At 58.6% G+C, this 19,383-nt stretch carries 16 protein-coding genes; 12 read left to right on the top strand and 4 right to left on the bottom strand.

Translation table 11 applies throughout. The annotated features are described in order from the left end of the window. Positions 1-293: 293 nt before the first annotated feature. The 3 genes from XF30_RS00630 to XF30_RS00620 all read right to left on the bottom strand — a co-directional run bounded on the left by XF30_RS00630 (position 294) and on the right by XF30_RS00620 (position 4,192). Complete coding sequence (locus tag XF30_RS00630) at positions 294-926, bottom strand: tetratricopeptide repeat protein (RefSeq protein ID WP_338129112.1); 633 nt, start codon at positions 924-926, stop codon at positions 294-296. Beyond that, complete coding sequence (gene gspD / locus XF30_RS00625; protein WP_109141641.1) at positions 916-3,123, bottom strand: type II secretion system secretin GspD; 2,208 nt, start codon at positions 3,121-3,123, stop codon at positions 916-918. The genes XF30_RS00630 and gspD overlap by 11 nt, the downstream gene beginning before the upstream one ends. Positions 3,124-3,919: 796 nt before the next feature. Continuing rightward, positions 3,920-4,192 (bottom strand): hypothetical protein, encoded by a 273-nt coding sequence (locus XF30_RS00620; RefSeq protein ID WP_109141640.1) that lies wholly within the window; start codon positions 4,190-4,192, stop codon positions 3,920-3,922. Between the two features lie 364 nt (positions 4,193-4,556). On the opposite strand from XF30_RS00620, the gene XF30_RS00615 reads away from it, so the two are divergent. The 10 genes from XF30_RS00615 to XF30_RS00570 are packed head-to-tail and all read left to right on the top strand — an operon-like array spanning position 4,557 to position 12,721. Continuing rightward, positions 4,557-6,209, top strand: a complete 1,653-nt coding sequence (locus XF30_RS00615; RefSeq protein ID WP_109145502.1) for a GspE/PulE family protein — start codon at positions 4,557-4,559, stop codon at positions 6,207-6,209. Positions 6,210-6,218: 9 nt separating this feature from the next. After that, positions 6,219-7,430, top strand: coding sequence for a type II secretion system F family protein (locus XF30_RS00610; protein WP_109141639.1), 1,212 nt, complete (start codon positions 6,219-6,221; stop codon positions 7,428-7,430). 21 nt (positions 7,431-7,451) lie between these two features. Further along, positions 7,452-7,964, top strand: a complete 513-nt coding sequence (gene gspG, locus XF30_RS00605) for a type II secretion system major pseudopilin GspG (RefSeq protein ID WP_109141638.1) — start codon at positions 7,452-7,454, stop codon at positions 7,962-7,964. Continuing rightward, entirely contained in the window at positions 7,957-8,418 is a 462-nt protein-coding gene (locus tag XF30_RS00600) for a prepilin-type N-terminal cleavage/methylation domain-containing protein (protein ID WP_109141637.1), read from the top strand. The genes gspG and XF30_RS00600 overlap by 8 nt, the downstream gene beginning before the upstream one ends. After that, positions 8,390-8,800 carry a PulJ/GspJ family protein gene (locus XF30_RS00595; RefSeq protein ID WP_225130348.1) on the top strand — a complete coding sequence of 137 codons (411 nt, stop codon included), beginning with the start codon at positions 8,390-8,392 and terminating at the stop codon, positions 8,798-8,800. The genes XF30_RS00600 and XF30_RS00595 overlap by 29 nt, the downstream gene beginning before the upstream one ends. Then, the gene (locus XF30_RS00590; protein WP_109141635.1) at positions 8,800-9,528 is read left to right on the top strand and encodes a PulJ/GspJ family protein; all 729 of its coding nucleotides are present in this window, start codon (positions 8,800-8,802) and stop codon (positions 9,526-9,528) included. Before XF30_RS00595 ends, XF30_RS00590 begins: the two co-directional genes overlap by 1 nt. Then, positions 9,528-10,469 (top strand): type II secretion system minor pseudopilin, encoded by a 942-nt coding sequence (locus tag XF30_RS00585; RefSeq protein ID WP_109141634.1) that lies wholly within the window; start codon positions 9,528-9,530, stop codon positions 10,467-10,469. The genes XF30_RS00590 and XF30_RS00585 overlap by 1 nt, the downstream gene beginning before the upstream one ends. Next, entirely contained in the window at positions 10,453-11,520 is a 1,068-nt protein-coding gene (locus tag XF30_RS00580; RefSeq protein WP_109145501.1) for a PilN domain-containing protein, read from the top strand. Before XF30_RS00585 ends, XF30_RS00580 begins: the two co-directional genes overlap by 17 nt. Beyond that, positions 11,517-12,080, top strand: coding sequence for a type II secretion system protein GspM (gene gspM, locus XF30_RS00575; RefSeq protein ID WP_109141633.1), 564 nt, complete (start codon positions 11,517-11,519; stop codon positions 12,078-12,080). The genes XF30_RS00580 and gspM overlap by 4 nt, the downstream gene beginning before the upstream one ends. Further along, positions 12,077-12,721 carry a hypothetical protein gene (locus XF30_RS00570; protein WP_109141632.1) on the top strand — a complete coding sequence of 215 codons (645 nt, stop codon included), beginning with the start codon at positions 12,077-12,079 and terminating at the stop codon, positions 12,719-12,721. The genes gspM and XF30_RS00570 overlap by 4 nt, the downstream gene beginning before the upstream one ends. A gap of 249 nt (positions 12,722-12,970) precedes the next feature. Here XF30_RS00570 and XF30_RS00565 read toward each other — a convergent pair whose 3' ends face one another. Then, on the bottom strand, positions 12,971-13,639 hold the full coding sequence (locus XF30_RS00565; protein ID WP_109141631.1) for a prepilin peptidase: 669 nt from the start codon (positions 13,637-13,639) through the stop codon (positions 12,971-12,973). 1,479 nt (positions 13,640-15,118) lie between these two features. Between XF30_RS00565 and XF30_RS00555 the strand changes: the two genes are divergently transcribed. Both XF30_RS00555 and XF30_RS00550 read left to right on the top strand, forming a co-directional pair. Further along, a complete protein-coding gene (locus XF30_RS00555) occupies positions 15,119-16,402 on the top strand; it encodes a M20/M25/M40 family metallo-hydrolase (protein ID WP_158284322.1) in 1,284 nt (427 codons plus the stop codon). A 30-nt stretch (positions 16,403-16,432) separates the two neighbouring features. Next, positions 16,433-18,139, top strand: coding sequence for a M4 family metallopeptidase (locus XF30_RS00550; protein ID WP_109141628.1), 1,707 nt, complete (start codon positions 16,433-16,435; stop codon positions 18,137-18,139). The last annotated feature ends 1,244 nt before the right edge of the window (positions 18,140-19,383 follow it).

Here is a 19,383-nt window from a genome sequence, read left to right as displayed (position 1 = left end):
TCGTTTACTTGGCATCACGTTAATAAAAGCCGTGACTTCCTCTCCCGCTGCATCACCCGCTGGCGTCTCTGCTCCAGCAATGCTTCCGGGGCAATTTCATGATACCGACGACGCGGCTCGAGCATTTCGAGGCCGTCTCAGGGCCGCGATCAGCGTTTTGAACGATGCGCCACGAATGACACTTTCTGACCTATGCTTGGTAGCATTGGCTGGGACCGGGGCACCGCATCCGCACGAAGCCGGCAAGAAGACCTTTACGGCGGGAAGGCGCGAGGCCTTCGCTGTGGGTTCAGCTAGGGCGTCCCGGCTGTACCACCGCGAGCGCCTCTTGATCGAATAGCCCCGCGGGCCGCTCCGTCCTTCGGGAACTGCAAGGGGGAGCTGCGCATCCGGCCTGACCATGGACTTGGTGTCCATGCCCGCGCGCATGCCTGACCCTGTGCGATCTGATTCATCGACATTTTGGAAGCAATCGCGTTGCGCAAGCGGAGAAAATAATCCCTTTGAGCGCTGCGGGCCTGAGCTGCCGCAATATCCATCCATTTGTAGGCGAGAACGACATCCTGCGGGACGCCATGGCCTTTATCATACATCAGGCCGAGCATCGCCTGGGCGAATGGACTTCCGGCATTTGCGGCCTGAATATATAGGCCGACTGCAGCATCGTAGGCTTTTGGTGCGCCGAATCCGTTTTCGTACATGAAACCAAGCATCGCCTGTGCTTGCGCGTTGCCGCGTAAAGCAAGTGGGGTGAGCTGGCGGACTGCTTTCTGATAGTCCCCATGTGCATAAGCGCTCCTTGCCGATGCAATTGCGTCTGCGCGTGCTGGCGCTAACGCGACAAGCAGAGCCATCATTTGCGCCAGCACGAACCAGATGATGTCGCGTCGAGCCAACAGCGGGATATGACAATGATCAGCGGACATTGCGGACACGCAAGTCATCTGTAATGCTCGCGCCGACTGCACCGCGAAGCTTCGAACGTAGCTCCTCTGCCAGTTGATGCGCATCGCTGCCGGTCTGGATGATCTGGGGTCGAATGAAGATGATCAACTCTGTCCGCTCGCCCTTCTTTCTCTGGTGTGAAAACACATCGCCAAGACCGGGAATCTCGTCAAGTAGCGGAATGCCGCTGCGCTTCCCATCGTGGCCTTCACTGATCAGTCCGGCCAGGACCACGGTTTGGCCGTTTGCCACAGAGACGGCGCTCTTCACCCTGCGTTGAGACACGGTCGGCGTAAGCTCGGTTGAACCGGCCGAGGATACGTGGCTGATCTCCTGTTCGATCTCGAGACTGACGTGCCCACTTGTGGTGATACGCGGCACAACGCGAAGAATAATGCCCGTGTTGCGGTAGTCGATAGTACTAACCACAGCGCCGCTTTGCGATGGATAACTTGTTTTGCTAGTCTGGACCGGAACAACATCGCCGACCTGAAGGGTTGCGGGCTGGTTGTTGGTGACAACGAGTGACGGATTGGACAACACATTGACGCTGGTCACCCCGTGCAGCGCATCGAGGATAATGGCCGGCTGTGACTCCGATCCGATCAGGAAGTTGAAGCCCGGAATGCGATTTAGCAGCGCGCTCGCGGCCTCACTCACTGTCCCGCTGGTCGAGGTCGACGTAAGGATAGAACCCTGGTCGGCCTTCAATCCAAGCTGCTTGCTGGTCAGATAGCTCTGGACACCGTAACTCAGCTCGTTGGTGAGCTTTACCTCGGCGATCGTCGCCTCGATGCCGACCTGCAGCACGGGTTGGTCGAGCTGCTTCAAGGTGGAACTGATGATCCGATAGTTTTCGCGACTGGCATAGATCAAGACAGAGTTATTCACGATATCAGGGGTGATCCGTACGTTGGGCATGACCGGCGGTCCACCCCCGGTTGGTGTATCAAGTCCACCGCTGGCATCCGTTCCGTTCGACGAATTCATGCCTGATGGGAAGGGGTTACTTACGCCGTTGCTGCCCGATGCGGGGGCGGACAGGCTGGGGGACGGGGCGGACGTATTGGCAGACAGCCGTTCGGCAGCCGAGGTCGTGCGAGCGACCTCCTTATCGGCGATGTCGATCGACGTTGAGGCGCTGCCGACGAACATCTGGTTCAGCAGCTTGGCCAAGTGGCGGGCATCACTATAGCGGGCACGATAGACACGAACGCCGGTTTGAGCCGAGTCTGCCCGATCGAGCCGATGGATCCAAGTCGCTACGGTCTGGAGTAAGGGCGGCTTGCGAGTTACGACCATGATGGCGTTCAATCTGGAGACGACTTGAAGCTTCACAAGGTCATGACTGAGCCCGTTGTCGCCGGAATCCAAGATACTCTCGAGCTCTGCGATCAGAGGCTCCGGCGCGGAATTGTGGATGGGATAAATGCCTACCGATTGGCCTTTCATCCAGTCGACATCAAAGCTCAGGGCGGTTTCGACGGCCATTCGCCGCTCGGGTCCGGTCCCCTGGATCAGAAGCAGGTTTCGCGTGGGGTCCGCACGTACACTTCCGGCGCGAGTTGCAAAGCTGTCCATCAACTTGAGGATGGTTTTCGCTGCAACGTATTGCAGCGGTACCACTGACACTCCATAGCCGGCTTCGGAACGACGAGCATCAGTATCGACGTGGCCTGCTCCAGTGGCGTTGCCGAGGGGCGTCACTTTGTATCCGCCCGTATCGCGTACCAGCGCAAGCCCGGAAAGTCGCAGCGCGCTCTCAAGCACGAAAACGATGTCAGATCTGGGCACCGGTCGTGCGGACGACAGGCTGACTGTGGCCTGCTCGCGTGGATCGATGGTATAGCCGAGACCGAGAATGTCGCCGAGCACCGCCTTTACCACAGTGGCGACAGGCAAGTTCTCGAAGTCCAGATTGTAGCCCGGACCATTTGGGGTCTGCTGCGGCCGCGCCTCCGTGGCTTCGGAGATCTCTGAACCCGAATAGGTGCTGCTTGCTACACCGCCTGAGTTAGGCGATGCTTGGAAAGCCGTGATCGGCTGTTCGCCGCGCGGAACGATGTCGAGCGATCGGACCTTGTCGAGCACGTCCAAGTCAGCGGGTGCTGTCGTGGATGTGCCGTTCGTGACGATGCTACATGAAGCGAACAGAAACATTGCCGCGACAAGCAGCATGTTGCGCGCGACCCCACCGCACTGACTGCGACTTACTGGAAGGCTCACTGGATTGCTGATCCACTTAGGCTAGTGATGGATGTGGCTTGGAGCTCCGCGGCAGATTTACTGCCCCGCGCACGAAAGCCAGCCAGGTGGGGGTACCGATCCGCCGCGATTAACCACTTCCATGTCGATAGCCAATCGTTTGAAGTTGAAGCCCATTCCGCCGGAGGACGGGTGATCTCGCCACCAAGTTTATCTTGCCGAAGCACGAGCTCGATCGCTTATGTCCGGCCGACTCATCCTGTTATCGGTTGCCCGCCCACGTCTTCTTCGAAGTGCAGTGGAATGGACGACCTGTTTGCCCGTTGCAGTATTTGATGCGCTTGAAGTCGCTCCGCCCACATCGACGTTACTGAAGAGCCGGATGGCGACCCTGAAGATGCGCAATGGCAAGAAGAGCTCAACGTTGTGGCGAGCGCCCAGTCTGCGGTGTAGTTCGTCGCAGGCATTATCTCGTACCCTTTGAGTGGCCAAGCGTCATAGGCCCACGTATCCAAGTGCCGCTATAGGAAGACGTGTCGTTGGCGCTCGCCACCGGCGGTTGGTGAAGCTCAACGCCTCTCCAAACGACGGGCCTCGTGCGGATAGCGTTTCATGTTTTGGCTGGTTTGACCACGCGCCTCACTCGCCGGCCGCGGTCGCCGGGATCGTTCAAGGCTCAGTGCCAGCGCCACAGATGTCGTCCAGAAGTAGCCGTGGCAACTCGTGAACGTTCATCGATGCGCCGCACCAGCGCCGGATCGTCGCCTGGTTAGCGACGGGTGGCGGCCGTGGCGCTTGAGCGGACAAGACCGAGCAACGAGCAGTGCCGGCGACCAGCGGTTTCCATGATTGCTGCGCCGTACTTGCCGCTGCCGCTCTCGAACGTGCGGGCCACCGGCTCCAGAAGTTGCTGCTTTCGTTGCTCCGGATGCAGCTGATAGCGCTGCGTCAGATTGGCCTCTGTTGCATGCCTCTGCAGCCCCTTCAGCGCGATGTTCGTATTCAGCGCCGCATCAATCGTTCGTCTCGTGCTCTGGGTCATTCTCCCCTCTGTCGCTTTCGGCGGAGCGGCCCAAGTCAAATTGGTCAACCGGTCAGAGTCTCAGGGCCGCCCCAGCTTTAAGTCTTCTGCAAGGGCTGTACCAAGCTGCAGGGGCGACATGGCGGCGCTCTGAATGTCGCGTTCGCGACGGAGCTGGCGGCATATAGACCTCGCTCCACTTTTTGTTCGGAGTCGAACACTAGCGCATTCGAGCCGACGAAGCGCGCGGCTCGCCGTCGGACGATCTGCCTAAACAACATTGCGCGCCGATGTCAGCGTCTCTCGCAATTTGGCATGTGACTTGCCAGAGATGTTTGACGAGTCGACTCGGGTCCGATGCCGACCCTTGGGCGCGGATCATGTTATGTGCGGTACATCGTCAACGCAATTCATCGAGCATCTCCGGCGCATGTGTTCGGCGCACCCGGAGGGCGACGCTCAAACCGGTGAGCGGCCGACGAGAACTTGGGAGATGTTTGACCTATCGGCAGAGTCATTTGCCGACGAAGCCGCCCGCTTTTCTGGTCTCGAACGTATTACGCTGCGGGAAATGATGGCGGCTGCTCCTGCAATCGACCAGTTTTCGCCAGCCTTTCTTCGCGAAGTGGTGGCTTTTCCTCACCGCGTTTCGGATGGCACACCGGTCTTCGCCATGGCGGATCCCACCGACCAGCCCTCGCGTAGAGCTGCGGAGCTGGTGTTCGGGGGGCCGACCTCATTTAAGGTAGCTTCGATAGAGGACATTTCTATCTGTCTCGATCAGAAGCTCGGGGCTGCGGAAGAGAGGGGGCAGTCCGCCGTTCAGCAGCTACGCGATGACGATATCGAAAGTCTGCGCGACCTGGCGAGCGGCGCGCCCGTCGTGCGCGCGGTCACTGATCTGATCGAAAAAGCCCTCGAAATGCGCGCGAGTGACATTCACATCGAGCCGTTCTCAACGGGCCTTACGGTTCGGCTGCGGATCGATGGGCTGCTTCGTGCCATTCAGCCGCCAGCGGGTGTGCTGCCCCAGGCAGTCATCTCTCGCATCAAGATCATTGCTGGGTTGAACATCGCGGAACGACGTCTGCCGCAAGACGGAGCTGCGCGAATTCGGGTCGGCCGCGAGATCGACGTGCGTGTTGCTATCATGCCGACGCAGTATGGCGAGTCCGCGGTTCTGCGCCTTCTGCCGAAGGACCGCTCCCAGCTTGCAGTAGACCGTCTCGGCCTTTCCGAGCGCGATGAGGCTGTTCTGCGCAGGCTGATCACGGCTCCGCATGGCATGATTGTGGTCACAGGGCCGACTGGCAGTGGCAAAACGACAACTCTCGCCACCATAATGTCCATGCTCAATGTGCCAGAACGGAAAATCCTGACGGTCGAGGACCCCGTGGAGTACGACATCCCCGGAATCAATCAGTCGCAAATCAAGCCTGCCATCGGGCTTACTTTCGCGAGTGCACTCCGATCCTTTGTTCGTCAGGATCCCGACGTGATCATGGTCGGTGAAGTCCGAGATTCGGAGACGGCGAATGTGGCCGTCCATGCCGCGCTCACGGGACATCTTGTGCTCACGACGCTGCACGCCGAAACGGCCGCGGCGGCCGTGCCGCGCCTGCTTGATCTCGGTGTGGAAGGCTATCTTTTGCGATCGACTTTGCGTGGCGTCATCGCACAGCGGCTGGTGCGACAACTCTGCGAGCATTGCAAGGCGCCGACACCGTTCGGCGAGGATGAACAGAGCCAGGACACCACAGTGAGCCGCCTCGGGCTATCTGCAGGGGAAATCATGTGGCAGCCGCGGGGCTGCGCACGCTGCAGCCACAGCGGTTATCGCGGTCGGATCGGAGTATTTGAGCTCCTCGAACTCAGCAGCGGTTTGCGTGAGCTGATCGCCGATAATGCCGATGGGCTCGCAATCGATCATGCGGCGATCGGCGAGGGGATGACGACGATGCTGGACGATGGGATTGCTAAATGCCGGGCTGCAATCACAGCGCCGGCTGAAATTCTTCGTGTTGTTGCTGCACGCTGAATCAGGATTATGCCAAGTTTCCGCTATCGAGCGTTGACCCAGTTCGGAGAGATCGTTGCCGGCTCGTTGGTCGCATCGACGCAAGCAGAGGCCGAGCGCCGGATTTCATCTCTGCATCTGCTACCGATTGAAGCCGTGGAGGAGGCCCGTTCCCCGTCGGTCTTTCGCCGCGGATTCTGGCCTAACCGCCCTTCATACGCGGAGGTCACGAGTTTCACGCGCGACCTTGCGCTGCTTCTGAAGGCAGGAGCGCGCCTTGATGACGCTCTTGATCTGTTGTCAGACGATTGCGATGTTGGCCGGCTGCGGCCGGTGATTAGAAGATTGAGGTTGGCCGTACTTGGCGGCGAAAGCTTTACCGATGCAGTTTCCGCGCAACCTGATCTGTTTCCGTCAATGTATGGCGCACTCATGAAGGTCGGTGAAGCCTCTGGTACGCTCAGCCAAGTCCTTGAGGTTCTGGCGGCGGAGCGGGATCGGACCGAGGCAACTCGGCGGAAGCTCAGTGATGCCATGCATTATCCGATCTTCGTTTTGCTTGCGGCGGGCTGCGTTATGCTGTTCTTCATTCTGGCTGTGTTGCCACAATTTTCATCAGTGCTGCGCGATTTCGGCGGCCGCGCCGACCCGGCACTTGGCTTCTTCATGGAAGCCTCTGATCTGATGCGAGCTAACCGCGCTTTGCTGCTGATCTCAGGCGCGTTCGTCCTGGCCGGGGGCTGGTGGCTCATGCGGCAGACCAAGGTACGTGCTTCGATCGTCGCTGCGCTTGCAACGCTGCCTGGAATTGGCAGAATCTTCGTCTTCCACCGCACGAGCCTGTTCTGTCGGAACTTGGGACTGTTGTTGGGGTGTGGTGTTAATCTCACCGCAACGCAGCGCATTCTCGTCGACGTGATGTCCGTGACCTCGTCTCCTGCCCCGTGGATCGAAGCGGCTGATCGCGTTCGGTACGGCGGCAAGCTGTCGCAAGCGCTGGCAGAGTCCCACGTGCTCCCGCCCATGGCAGTTCGCATGCTACGGCTGGGCGAGGAGACCGGCGAATTGCCGGTGCTGGCCGGCCGAATCGCGGAATTCTATGAGGCGAAACTCCAGCGCAGCCTTGATCGTGTCTTGGGAATGGTCGGGCCAGCCGCAATACTGACGATCAGTATTGTCGTCGGAGGCCTGATCGTTTCCGTCATGACGGCGCTGCTTTCCGTCACGCAGCTCGTCGACTGACAAAGCGCAGAGGAGCTCAGCATGACAACAGAATGCCGGCCGGTCGCGGAACGTCGTGCATACCAATCGAGACTTATATGGCGTATTCCAGTGGAGGCCCCCGAAGGGGAGCGCGGATTTACCTTGGCCGAGATGCTGGTTGTGATCACCATCATAGGCCTGATCATGGGGCTGATCGGGCCAAGGGTCCTCAATTATCTCGGGGAGTCCAAGGTCAAGGCAGCGAAGATCCAGTTGCAGAGCTTCGCGAGCGCACTGGACCTCTTTTATCTGGACGCGGGTCGTTATCCCACAGCATCCGAAGGGTTACGAGCCTTGGCGAGCCGGCCCGCCGGCATTACGGCCTGGAATGGCCCATACCTGAGAGGTGGCGCGATCCCCGCCGATCCCTGGAATACGCCTTATGTTTATCGCTCCCCTGGCGAGCGTGGCCCATACGAGATCATATCCTATGGCGCCGACGGTCAGGAGGGAGGTAGCGGGACGGCTGCTGACATTATGCTCGGTGCGCAGACGAGTGCACGCAATGAATGATGGTCAACGCGGCTTCACATTGCTGGAGGTGGTTTGCATGCTCGCGATCACCGGAATGATCGCGGCAGTGCTATTGCCGTTCGTGCCGCGGCAGACATCCAAGGCAAGGCTGCAGGCCTATGCTCTTGCGGCCGCCTCGATCCTGAAAGCTGACCGGGCGATGTCGGTCGGCGGTGGCGTCAGGGTGGATACTCTGGTCGATCCGCCACGCCGGGCGATTCATTCGGGCGCCAGCTCCGCTGCTGTCCAGGTGCCGGACGACGTCAAATTCGAGGCGATATTGCCACGCAGCTGCAACCAACGTCCGGTCTTATCGGCGATCAGTTTCTTTCCCGACGGCCTGTCCTGCGGTGGTGCGATTGCGCTCTGGCGGGCTGACCTGCGTGTCGAGATCAGGATCAACTGGCTGACTGGGAGGATTGAGGTTGTCTCTCGTTCCCTCATCAAAGGCTGAAGAGAGTGACGCTGGCTTCACTCTGATAGAGATGCTGGTCGCGCTCGCGGTGCTCAGCCTGTCACTTGGGTTAATTGGCACTGTCGTATCAACCAATATGCGTGCCGTTCGTAAGATCGAGGAGAGGGTCTCAGTCATCCAAGAGGCGAGCGCGGCTCTTGTCACCGCGATTCCAGGCCGTGATCGGTTGCTACCGGGTACATTCCGCGGTGCGTCCGCCTCCGGCGAGTGGACTGTTCTGGTTGCGCCGATCGGGACGGGTTGGGACGTCGCCGCCGGTCAGGCGGGCTGGATTCCTCGCATGGTGGAGCTGCGTCTTCGTTCGGCATCGGGCGCCGTCGTCGATGTGCGCACAGTGCGACTGGCGCGGACTGCAGGCTGATGTGTGCGGCATCAGAACATCGTGACGCGCGAGCCGGTTTTACCCTGATCGAGGCCCTGGCTGCGCTTGTTGTCGCGGGGCTCGTGATGTCGGTGCTCGCGACAATGACGTCGCAATGGTTTCCGGCGTGGAATCGCGGCCTCAATCGTGTTCAACGCGCGGAGATGCTCGGTTTGGCGCTGCGCCGAATAGCCAACGATCTTTCTGCAGCGGAGTTTGTCCCGTCCAATCGCGACCAGACGCAGCCGCTGTTTGAAGGGGGAGAGCTGGGGGTGACGTTTGTTCGCAAGGCGATTGGACCGAATGTCGGGCCTGGCCTTGACATCGTCCAGATTGGCGAAACTGCTAACGGATCCGATGTTGCGCTCGTGCGCTCGCGAACCTCATTCACACCTTTGCCGGTCGGCGTTTCACTTTCCGAAACTCTGCATTTCGCCGATCGAGTGGTGCTGCTTAGTCCTCCCTTCCGACTGTCCTTTGCCTATGCGGATGCGAGCCTTGCTTGGTGGCCGGATTGGCATGAGGCGGGTCGGCTTCCCACTGCGGTTCGCTTGACTATTCTAGATCGTAGTCGGGGCGGATTAGCCATAATGTCGCGGGTGGTCCGGATTCATGTCGATGCTCCGGCTGCGGGATGTATTGAAGGTGAGAGGGACTGCGTGAGCTCGAGGCCGGACGAGCCGCAGCAGGGCTCTAAGGCCGCTCTCGGTGGCGCGCGGAGCGATTGATGTTGCAATCGAAAGGGCAATCGTCACGCAAGGCTGGCCCTTGGGATGGCTTCATCCTGGTGGCGGTGCTCTGGTTTCTAGCAGTCTTGGCCGCGCTCATCGTGGTATTCTCACAGTACCTTTCGAACTCGGCGCGAGTCTTGCGGATTGATGATGACGCCTTGCAAGCAGAAGCGTTGGTCGCTGCCGGCGTTGAGCTAGCGGCTTATCAGTTGCTCATGGCGAAAAATGAGGAGCGGCCAAGGCGCGGTGGATTCAGCATCCGGATCGGCGGTGACGTTGTGGCGGTCTCGTTCCTAACCGAGGCCGCCCGAGTCGATCTCAATGCCGCGCCGAAGGAGATGATCGCCAATCTCTTCAATATCCTTGGCGCAGACGCCGAAGCGGCGCAGGATTATGCCGATAGGGTGGTATCGTGGCGTACCAAGCCGGTGGATAAGGCGGCTGCGCGATCGGAAGAGGCGCTTTATGCAGCGGCGGGACGTAAATATGGTCCGAGGCTGGCCCCCTTCGTCCATGTCGACGAGCTACCGCTAGTGCTCGGGCCGCCGTCCTGGCTGCTTGACCGAGTGATGCCGTTTGTCACCGTCTTCAGCGGCTCGCCTGGGATAGACATTTTGGCCGCCCCGGCGGAGGTGGTCGCTTCAGTTCCGGGCATGACGCCGCTGATCCTGAAGGATTTCCTCGCCTCACGAGACGCGTTATCCGCCGACCCGGCTGCTATTGCGCAGGCGCTGGTACCCGCAAGTGCCAGGGTCATCGCGGGCAAGAGCAACGCGTGGAGGTTGCGCGTGTCATTGCGGGCAGCCGATGGTCGGCGGCGGTCGTCGGTGGTCGTAATTGAATTGGGCGAAGGGAAATTGCCTTATCGAGTTCTGTCGCACGAGGAGGAGGGCGCGCAAACACACGACGGGCGAGGTGGGCATGAAGATGGCAAGTGACATCGAAATGGCGCTTACCGCCTGGTGTGCCCTGGTGGCTAGCGCTCTTGAAGCGATCGCGAACCGTGTCCACCGGCGCCGTCGGGTAAGCGCTTGCCACGACGGAGCGGATGGGCTGACGCTACAGCTGCTGCAGCACTCCGCACGCAAGCTGCAGCCAGAGAATGCCCAAGTTCGGCTGGCCGGCGACCATAACCTGCCAAGCAACTGGATTGGGGTACTGCGCGGGTGCGTAATGGACATTTACCTCGCCCCAAACCAAGTGCTGGTTCGGCAGCTCGACTTTCCAAAGCAGGCAGAACCATTTCTAAACGGAATGATCCGTTCACAGATCGATCGACTAACGCCCTGGAGTGCCGAACAGGCGCTCTTTGGTTTCAGTGAGCCTCAGTCGGCACCCAAGGAACGCATCGGCCTCATTTTAGCGGCGGTGTCGCGTGCCACGGTAGAGCCGCTGGTCCAGTTCGCGGATCATGTCGGAGCTGCCACAGTCGCGATCCATACACAGAGTGAGTTGTCCTTGCATCCGATTACGCTTTTCACCGCAGGTCTTCGTTCGGCGATCTCCGGTCGCCGAGACCTTGCGAAACTCCTGAAGTTTTTTCTGCTCGGCGCTGGGACTGCGACTGCATTGGTGCTGATAGTAACCATGGTGCTCAGCACAAAGGCAGACGGAGCATTGCAAGAACTGCGCAGCACGATCGGGCGTCAGCGGGCAGCAGTCAAGGGCGATCCGAGCGACGCTGCATCAACTGCCGGCGCGCTGCTCGCTCGGCGTAAGCAAACGACGCCAGCGACGGTGTTGGTCCTGGATCATCTTTCGAGCATCCTGCCCGATGGTACCTATGTCACCAACCTGCGTGTCGAGGGCAATCGGCTGCAACTGATTGGTCTGACTCAGGATGCCCCGACGCTGATCCAGCTGATCGAGCAGTCACCGCAGTTCAGCCGAGCCGCATTCTTCGCACCGACAACCAGATCATCGAACGAGCCCGGCGAGCGATTTCACATCGAGGTTCATGTGAATGCCTATTTCAGGGGAAGCACATGAGGGGATCCGCTTTCTTTCGGGTGGCATTTCGGTCATCACCTGCTGCAGCTGCTTCAGGCTATGGTATCGCAGTTCTCCTTTTCCTCTGGGTAATCGTAAGCGCCATCACCGATCTATTTGCGCGATACGACCAGCTCCACGAGGCTGGAGTGCTATTGCCTCAGTTCGAGGGAGGAGCGGTTCGGCCTGATCGCAGCGGCGAGCCTAATCTGACCGGACCTGGAGGTTCGGCCTTTCTCGAAGGAAAGACTGTGACCGTTGCAGGCGCTGCACTGGTGCAAAGGGTGGTGGGCGCCGTCACAAAAGCCGGGGGCAACGTCCTGTCGACCGAGGTCGAACTGCAGGGTAAGCATTCGAAAGCAGGCTTCATTAGTGTAGTGACGAGCTGCGAGGTCGAACAACCAGCCTTACAGCAACTGCTCTATGACCTGGAAGCCGGTCTTCCATTCCTCTTTGTGGAGCAACTCTTGGTCGAAACGTTGTTGACCGGCACGACCACCCCGCCAGGAAAGCTGCGCGTTTCGCTGACGGTATCGGGTCAATGGCAGGAACGCAAATGATGCGTCCTATCGCAATGATCCGTTTCGCCGCCGTCGTATTGGCCATGACAAACCTGTCGGTCTGCGCGGCCATAGCGGCTGTGAAAAGCGAGGAAGTGACGGACACTGGTTCGATAGGGCAGCGGGAGGGTGGGGCAGGAGTCGACAAGCCTGAGCCCTCGTCATTGACCATCAACTCGGTGTCGGCGCCGAAAGAGCCGGCATCCAGTGCCAATCCCTTGTGGGGAATTTCGTTGACCCGGCTATCCGCTACCCGGGACCGTCCCATCTTCTCGCCCTCACGACGGGCGCTGGTCCCCGTGCCGACGCCGGTTGCCGCTGTGCCCGTGCCTCCGCTGTCCTCCAAGAGGCCGGAGAAGCCGGCGCTCGCGCTGGTTGGAACCGTTGTGGGAGGTTTCGAGAGCTTCGGGATCTTCATCGATCAGTCCAGCAAGCTGTCGCTTCGGATCAGGGTCGGCGAACAGCATGATGGCTGGGTGCTACGCGAGGTGCGAGCTCGCGAGGTGATGTTGGAAAACCCCTCCAAGAAGGCAATCATGTCTATGCCCCAGCCTGGAAAAGGAAGTGAGGGAGAGATCCAGCTATCACCTTTGAACTCGACGACCGCCGAACAGGAGCTGGGACCTCGACAAACGCAGTAGTGGTCCGATCCAACATCCGATCCTCCAAACAACGCCTGTGTTTCGTCTTACTGTCAATCTAATCTATGTAGTCGCGGAATGAATGCGCGTTGCCTTTGCACGCTTCTCCGCTGCATGGATTCAATGCCCGAGCGCCCAGCGAGTTCGACTCGCCTGTGCGTGTGTCGAGGTTCTCGATCGGATTTTGGTAAGCGCGCAATTTCGTCAGGGTCCAGGAGCTAGTCGTGAGCATGTTGTTGCTCGGGATCCCTAAAACACCTTCATATCCGAAGGAATGCCGCAATCGCCGTTGACCTCAATTTTCGTCATTATGTGACCTCTCTTGCGCCAGAGCGGGTGCATAGGCGAGGCAGCACGGCGCGTTGTTGTGGCGCCGTGAACGTCCGGCCGTATTCTGGCTGGCGGCAATAAACCATCCAGTAAATTGATAGTCTGGAAAGGCATACTTGCAGCACTTGTCTGCACAGCAAGCACGACGAGTAGGCCGACGACCAGAAATGGTCCGAACGGGATCGACGTTCGTGCGGTGACGCCTTGCCCGACCATATGGAGGCAGAGTACGACGAACAGCGCCGCGACGCTTGCGGCAAGCAACAGAATCGGGAAGTCGAATAGTCCAGTCCAAAGCGTAGCGGCGGCGAGGAACTTGACGTCACCAAGGCCGAGCCCTTGTATGCTGCGCCAACGGAAGTAGAGTTCTCTCAACAGCAGGAGCAGGGCAGCGATTATTAGGCCTTGGCTGCCCGCGATCAGTGGACCAAGAGCCCCCTCCATCGCAAACGTCCTCGCAAGTCCCAGCGCTGCGATCAAGCCGTTGATCCAATCAGGGATGATGCCATGGCGGAGATCGGTCCAGATCAGCCAGCCACACGCAAACAGCAGCAGCGTGCAGCAGATCGCGTCAGTCAAGTCTGTCATGAAGGGTGCGGCATGACGACAACATGGAGCGGCGGTTCACAATGCGAGCGGGGGCCACCAAGATCGACCGCGGCGATCCAGCTTCCCAGCGCCGGGGTGACCAGAGCGCGCGCGTTGCCACCGGGACTCGGTTCGGCAGAACTTAAAGGTGAGCGCCATGAGAATGTAATTGCGATGCACATAGGGATGCTACGACCTTAGCCGGGCCGCAACCGGCATGCAATGACTGAGGCGGGACGCTGCTGCACCGGTCGCCCACGGTCAAATGCCGGTGACGGTAGTCCGCGCACAACAGCGGCGTGGGAATGCGTAGCGCAGTGGCGAGCAGCAACCAAGCAAGGGAATCATCCCGCATTCATCCCGCTCATGGCGCGCCTTTTCGAGCTTCTTTGGATCGTCATTCGCCTCAGAGGGCGAGTGGCGGTTTCGTCACACACAAAGCAGCTAACCACAGGTCGGCCTCCCGGGTTTGACCGCACAAGGGTAGTCCCGACGAGGATTCGACATCAGCGACACATTCACTCGACCTGCTCTGCAGGCCCTCGGCCGCGGCGGAAAAGAATAGTTTCGTCTCGATTGAGTCCCCCTCGACAACAACGGCGATCCAGGCCCTCGGAGTGCCACATTACAATTTTCATCCTCCTCCCCGCAAGCGGCGCGTCTGGAGAATGTAGCGCTGGCAGCCCGATCTGCGGGGACCATCTAATGAACGCACGCGCATTTACAACGAGGCCCTGGCGCTAAGGTCTCGAGTGGATGCCCCCTGCCACACGCAGAATATGGCGCAGTGAGAATATGATCCGCGTCGCTCCGGCAACGCTGGCAGCCGTCCGAATTCGAGTAGCTCAGGCCTGCTCTCATGCGAACGGTCCTGTTTGAATTAGCGGCAACTCGGTGCGGCTGAGTAGGACAAAGTCTCCCACACCGGCCCGCCCGGCCATTACAAAGTGCTCGCCGGCGTTCAGTTGCCGCTGGCGCAACCCCCTGTGAGCGCCGGGTCGTTCTGAACGATCCAACACAAGCATAAAGCTGGCTACTTGCGTGACCTCGAGAATGGCGGCAGGGCTAGTTTGGTTCTCCATTTAAACAGAACTTGATGGCGCCGGATCCCCACGGCCGGCTCCCGGTCCTGCAATTCGGTGCGCTCAGCGGCACCGGTTGCACAGTATCTGAATAGTCGCGATTTCGTCGCTAACTCTGCAACGAATGTCGGTCACTAGCCGTGCCGATGGTCAGGTTTAGCCCAATACCGAGCTACGACGCACTAAGATGCTACGAAGCACGAGTAATGTTGGAGTTTCGATTTGGCACGCCGCTTGCTCTGTTCGCGCGACCACAGCAACTCTCGCAGAGAACATCATCTTCAGGCGGACCGGCCGCGATTCATCGCTAAACGACTGGTTGTCCGGAAGCTGCTGTGACGGTGTGTAGCGTGGTTGCGTCATCAGCATGCTCATGCGTCGGCGAAAAGGAGTAGACATGAAAGGAATGAGTGGCTCAAAGACAATTCTAACTGCTTTAGCCATGTTGCTGGTGGGTGGTCCCTATACTTATGCACAATCCTCAAGGCTTTGGGTTGTCACTAGCGACAATGTGGCAGCTGCCGCGCAGCGGTCTCTTGCGAGCCGACAATCAGTTGCGGACGATCTCGTTGTTCCCACGTTTCAAGTGATCAACGGCATGTCGGTTGCTGACATCGCTGAAAAAGACCTGGACAGGTTTTCTAATTGGATGCGCAGCGCATGCCCGCGCTGCGGCGGCTTCACTGTCCACGCCTCGCGCGAGGCAGCCCTCAAGGAGGTGGACAACCCAGCTTACAAGCCCGGATTTCGCTACTTAGCTCCCCTTCCGGAGACGCTTGATCAGCAGAGTGCCGTGAGGCGCGCCCTTGAGCGGGTTAAGGGCGATAAGATCCTCAACACGATCACAATGCTCCAAGGTTTCGGGACGCGACACTTCGAAACGTCCAAAGGGCAAGAAGCGGCTGAGTTTGTTCGTAGAGAATGGGAGAGCATGGGACAGGAGCGTCCGGACTTCACGGTCGCGCTATTTTCGCACGGCTGGGTTCAGAACTCGGTTATCGGAACAATCCGAGGCGCGTCCCGGCCGGATGAAGTAGTGGTGATTGGCGCGCATATCGACTCTATTAATTGGAAGAATAAAGATAACCCCAAAGAGAACGCGCCTGGTGCTGACGACGACGCATCCGGAGTCGCGGTCGTCACAGAGGCGCTTCGTGTGCTGATGGAAACGGGATTCAAACCGCAGCGGACTATTAAGTTTATGGCCTACTCGGCCGAAGAGGTAGGGCTTCGAGGTTCCGCTGAAATCGCGGACAGGTACGCGGCCGAAAGTAAAGGCCAAAAGGTAATTGCGGCCTTGCAGTTTGACATGACCGGCTTCAATTCCGGCCGGGACACCCGGGACATCTACCTGGTGAACCAATACACCAGCCCCGAACTAAATGGTTTTCTCACGAAGCTCCTAAAGGAATACAACCATTCTGGTGCTCATGCGATCACGCACGGTGAAACTAAGGGCTGCTACGCATGCTCTGATCATGCCTCGTGGACGCGAAATGGCATCCGCGCAGCCTGGCCGTTCGAGGCTCCGCTCAAAGAGAGCAATCCATACATTCACACCTCGGAGGACGTGGTCTCCAAGTTGGATGCAACAAAAGCCGCCCGCTTCGCCAAGCTCGCCATTGAGTTTCTGATCGAAACGGCAAAAGGCGTCGATGGTCGTGAGAGCTATCGCAACTGACGATGGGAGAGATGACATTGGATATGCAGGTTGAGCCAGATCGCAGCAATTACGTTCGCTACTTTCAATGCAGCGACGCGATTAATCGAGCTTGAGGAGAGTGTAATGCGTCATAACCGTGTCCACGCACTGGCGTGCTTTGTATTGGGTGCCTCGCTAGGGTCAGCTACCGCCGCCGAGATCCGTGAGGTGAACAAGGTTGTACCTCAAACCAGTCCCCTAGCTGAAATAGCTCAAGGAAGATCACCTGAGGCCTCCGTTGCCGGATTGCTCGAGCTCGATACTTCTTCGTCGCTTAAGGCGCTGCCTAACCGTTCCGGCGCCACTCTCCGCCTTGAGCAGCAGCACAACGGAATTCCCGTGTGGGGCCAGCAGATCGTTGCCGAGAGATCTGCTGATGGCACGAGAATTGTTGCCATAAGCGGAACTGCCGCCTACGATTTAGGTCCGGCCCTGACCGCGAAGATCACCAAGCAGCAGGCGCTTCAAAAAGCTAAGGAGATTGTACTCTCCTCTGCCCCTACGCTTCGCGCGAGCAGCTACGAAAACGAAGAGGCCGATCTCGTGTATCTCGTTCAAAAGAAGGGCGAGGTCCGGCTTGTGTACCGCACGTCGTTCTTTACAACTGTCCGGGACGGCACAGCAGGCCCACGCCCGACACGTCCTGTGTTGTTTATCGATGCTATTACTGGCGAAACTGTGAGTTCCTATGAAAACCTACAACACGCACAAAGAGGAACGGGGCCTGGCGGAAATGCCAAGACTGGCCAGTACACCTATGGAAGCGAAACCGTTCCGCCTTTCGAAGTGAGCGAGCAGGGCAGCATCTGTGAAATGGATAGCCCAGATGTTTTCACCGAGCACATGAACTACTCTGTAGAAGGTACGAACAAGCCTTTTGCGTTTAGGTGTTACAACAACGCAGGGGATAATATCAATGGCGCGTTCTCACCGCTGAATGATGCCCAATTTTTCGGGCAGGTTGTTGTGGACATGTATAGGGACTGGTACGGCGTCAGTCCTTTGAAGCAGAAACTGCATTTGCGCGTACACTTCTCCAGGAATGAGGACACCGCATTTTGGAATGGCAGCTCAATGACGTTTGGCGATGGGAAAGCGATGTTCTACCCTCTGGTGGGCTTGGATGTTGTTGCCCATGAAGTGTCGCATGGTTTCACAGAGCAGAATTCGAACCTCGAATATCAGTACCAGTCAGGTGGTATGAATGAGTCGTTTTCCGACATGGCAGGAGAAGCTGCCGAATCCTATTACTTCCAGAAGTATGGCAATACATTCGGAAGATCGGGGTCTGACTTGACCGTGGGGGCGGATGTTACCAAAAAAGCTGGGACGTCTTTGCGATATATGTGCGACCCGCCACAGGATGGCTACTCTATAGACCACGTCTCCAAATACTCTGATCGACTGGACGTTCACTATTCCAGTGGAATTTATAACAAGGTGTTTTGTATCCTAAAACGCTCTGGTTGGGATATCAGGAAGGCATTCCACACGTTTGTTGTCGCGAATCAAGACTACTGGACTTTGAACGCCACGTTTCAAAATGGTGCCGAAGGGGTGCTCCGGGCGGCGGATAAACTGAAGTATGAAACCAAAGATGTCGTTTTTGCATTTGATCAAGTAGGGATTAGCTGCGCGATGGCTGCATCCCGGGGCGAAGACAAACCGCGTTGGGTCTGTGACTCTGACCGGACCGCTGCCGGCTCGGTAAACTGACGGCGTATGGCTTCCTAGGCCAGGACCAGATCCCGTTCCTAAAACCTGCGGCATGCAATAAGAACTCCACCGATGCAGTCCGGTGCCGGGTGGAGTTGTTGTAGAGAGTGCGTGCTCCCGGGATGAGAAGCCGTCACCGGTTCGGGCGTCCGGAAATGTCGGCTTATGTCCATCGTGCGGGGTAGGTCGTCCGCGCTCATGCGGGCGAGAGTGACGTTCTGAGGTCGACAATTCCAGGACATGCGCTTGGCGCGATGATCCGGCAGGCGGGCCAGCACGTCGGCGAGCCCAGCCTGTGGATCGATCTCGTGGAGCTTGGTGGTGCGATCAAGGTATAGATCGCAGCCGCACGCCCTCATCGGAGCCCGCGAAGGTTCAATTTCTTGGCCCACGAGGGCGACAAGCGGGTAAATTGCGTCCCAGCGGCTTAGGCAGTTTTGATCGCCTTTCGTCTCGTTCTGCTTGGACGGCTTTGTGCGTTGTTCGCGCAACCATCCCTGCAGTTCGAGGACCAGACCCGGCGGCGCTCCTGGCGCACGCGCCGGCGCTCCCGCGGCGCAAGACCGTTGATCTCGCCTACAATGGCGAACAGAACATTAATGTGCTTGATCGCCTCGGCCTCGATCGGCGCCCTGGTGAAGGAAGCATGCTTCTCGTAGCCAACAAGCTTGTCAGCTTCTGGGCAAGCCTTGTCTCCTTCGCGGCCAGCGCCTCCACCGGCTCCTGGCGCTTGGTCGCGTCGAATTGACCCAGCGCGCGACGCTCTCCTCCAACTGAGCACGCCGTCACTCCATCTTCGTGCACGTGAAGTTCCTGTCCCGGCTGTTCACGGCATTGAACTTGCTGCCATCGGTGGCGGCGCCTCGTCGTTGCCAAAAAAAACATCTCTTGGCAGAGTTCGAGGAGCAAAGTGGGGGCGCGACGCCGACCGCTGGCTCCGCAACCTCAAAACTCATCTCAGCCAAACCGAGCGCATCGAGAAATACGTCGATCACCCGAACATGGCCGCTCTCGTCAATGAAGTCATCAAAGTATTCGGGCTGAGCGTTCCACGATCTGCTTCTTCATGAAGCGCCTCATTCAATTACCCTGGAAAATCACAGGAGAACATAACAGCAGCCCAGTGTTGTCACTGCCAGGACTCGTTGCCGACATTCGCGGAAAAGCGCGCCGGTAACGAAGTCTTTGACTTGACCTGCCACTGAGTAATTCCTCCAGAAGGAGTTAGAGTCCGCCCCGAAGTT

Origin of the sequence: Bradyrhizobium sp. SUTN9-2, assembly GCF_003122645.1 — a bacterium.
GTDB lineage: Bacteria > Pseudomonadota > Alphaproteobacteria > Rhizobiales > Xanthobacteraceae > Bradyrhizobium > Bradyrhizobium yuanmingense.
Note: the sequence above shows the minus strand (reverse complement) of the source record. Positions and strands in the feature narration are given on the sequence as shown.

What these genes read in the sequence shown, in the direction of transcription:
- XF30_RS00630 (WP_338129112.1), bottom strand. Translation starts at nt 926, where the DNA reads ATGTCCGCTGATCATTGTCATATCCCGCTGTTGGCTCGACGCGACATC.
- gspD (WP_109141641.1), bottom strand. Translation starts at nt 3,123, where the DNA reads ATGCTGCTTGTCGCGGCAATGTTTCTGTTCGCTTCATGTAGCATCGTC.
- XF30_RS00620 (WP_109141640.1), bottom strand. Translation starts at nt 4,192, where the DNA reads ATGACCCAGAGCACGAGACGAACGATTGATGCGGCGCTGAATACGAAC.
- XF30_RS00615 (WP_109145502.1), top strand. Translation starts at nt 4,557, where the DNA reads ATGTGCGGTACATCGTCAACGCAATTCATCGAGCATCTCCGGCGCATG.
- XF30_RS00610 (WP_109141639.1), top strand. Translation starts at nt 6,219, where the DNA reads ATGCCAAGTTTCCGCTATCGAGCGTTGACCCAGTTCGGAGAGATCGTT.
- gspG (WP_109141638.1), top strand. Translation starts at nt 7,452, where the DNA reads ATGACAACAGAATGCCGGCCGGTCGCGGAACGTCGTGCATACCAATCG.
- XF30_RS00600 (WP_109141637.1), top strand. Translation starts at nt 7,957, where the DNA reads ATGAATGATGGTCAACGCGGCTTCACATTGCTGGAGGTGGTTTGCATG.
- XF30_RS00590 (WP_109141635.1), top strand. Translation starts at nt 8,800, where the DNA reads ATGTGTGCGGCATCAGAACATCGTGACGCGCGAGCCGGTTTTACCCTG.
- XF30_RS00585 (WP_109141634.1), top strand. Translation starts at nt 9,528, where the DNA reads ATGTTGCAATCGAAAGGGCAATCGTCACGCAAGGCTGGCCCTTGGGAT.
- XF30_RS00580 (WP_109145501.1), top strand. Translation starts at nt 10,453, where the DNA reads ATGAAGATGGCAAGTGACATCGAAATGGCGCTTACCGCCTGGTGTGCC.
- gspM (WP_109141633.1), top strand. Translation starts at nt 11,517, where the DNA reads ATGAGGGGATCCGCTTTCTTTCGGGTGGCATTTCGGTCATCACCTGCT.
- XF30_RS00570 (WP_109141632.1), top strand. Translation starts at nt 12,077, where the DNA reads ATGATGCGTCCTATCGCAATGATCCGTTTCGCCGCCGTCGTATTGGCC.
- XF30_RS00565 (WP_109141631.1), bottom strand. Translation starts at nt 13,639, where the DNA reads ATGACAGACTTGACTGACGCGATCTGCTGCACGCTGCTGCTGTTTGCG.
- XF30_RS00555 (WP_158284322.1), top strand. Translation starts at nt 15,119, where the DNA reads ATGAAAGGAATGAGTGGCTCAAAGACAATTCTAACTGCTTTAGCCATG.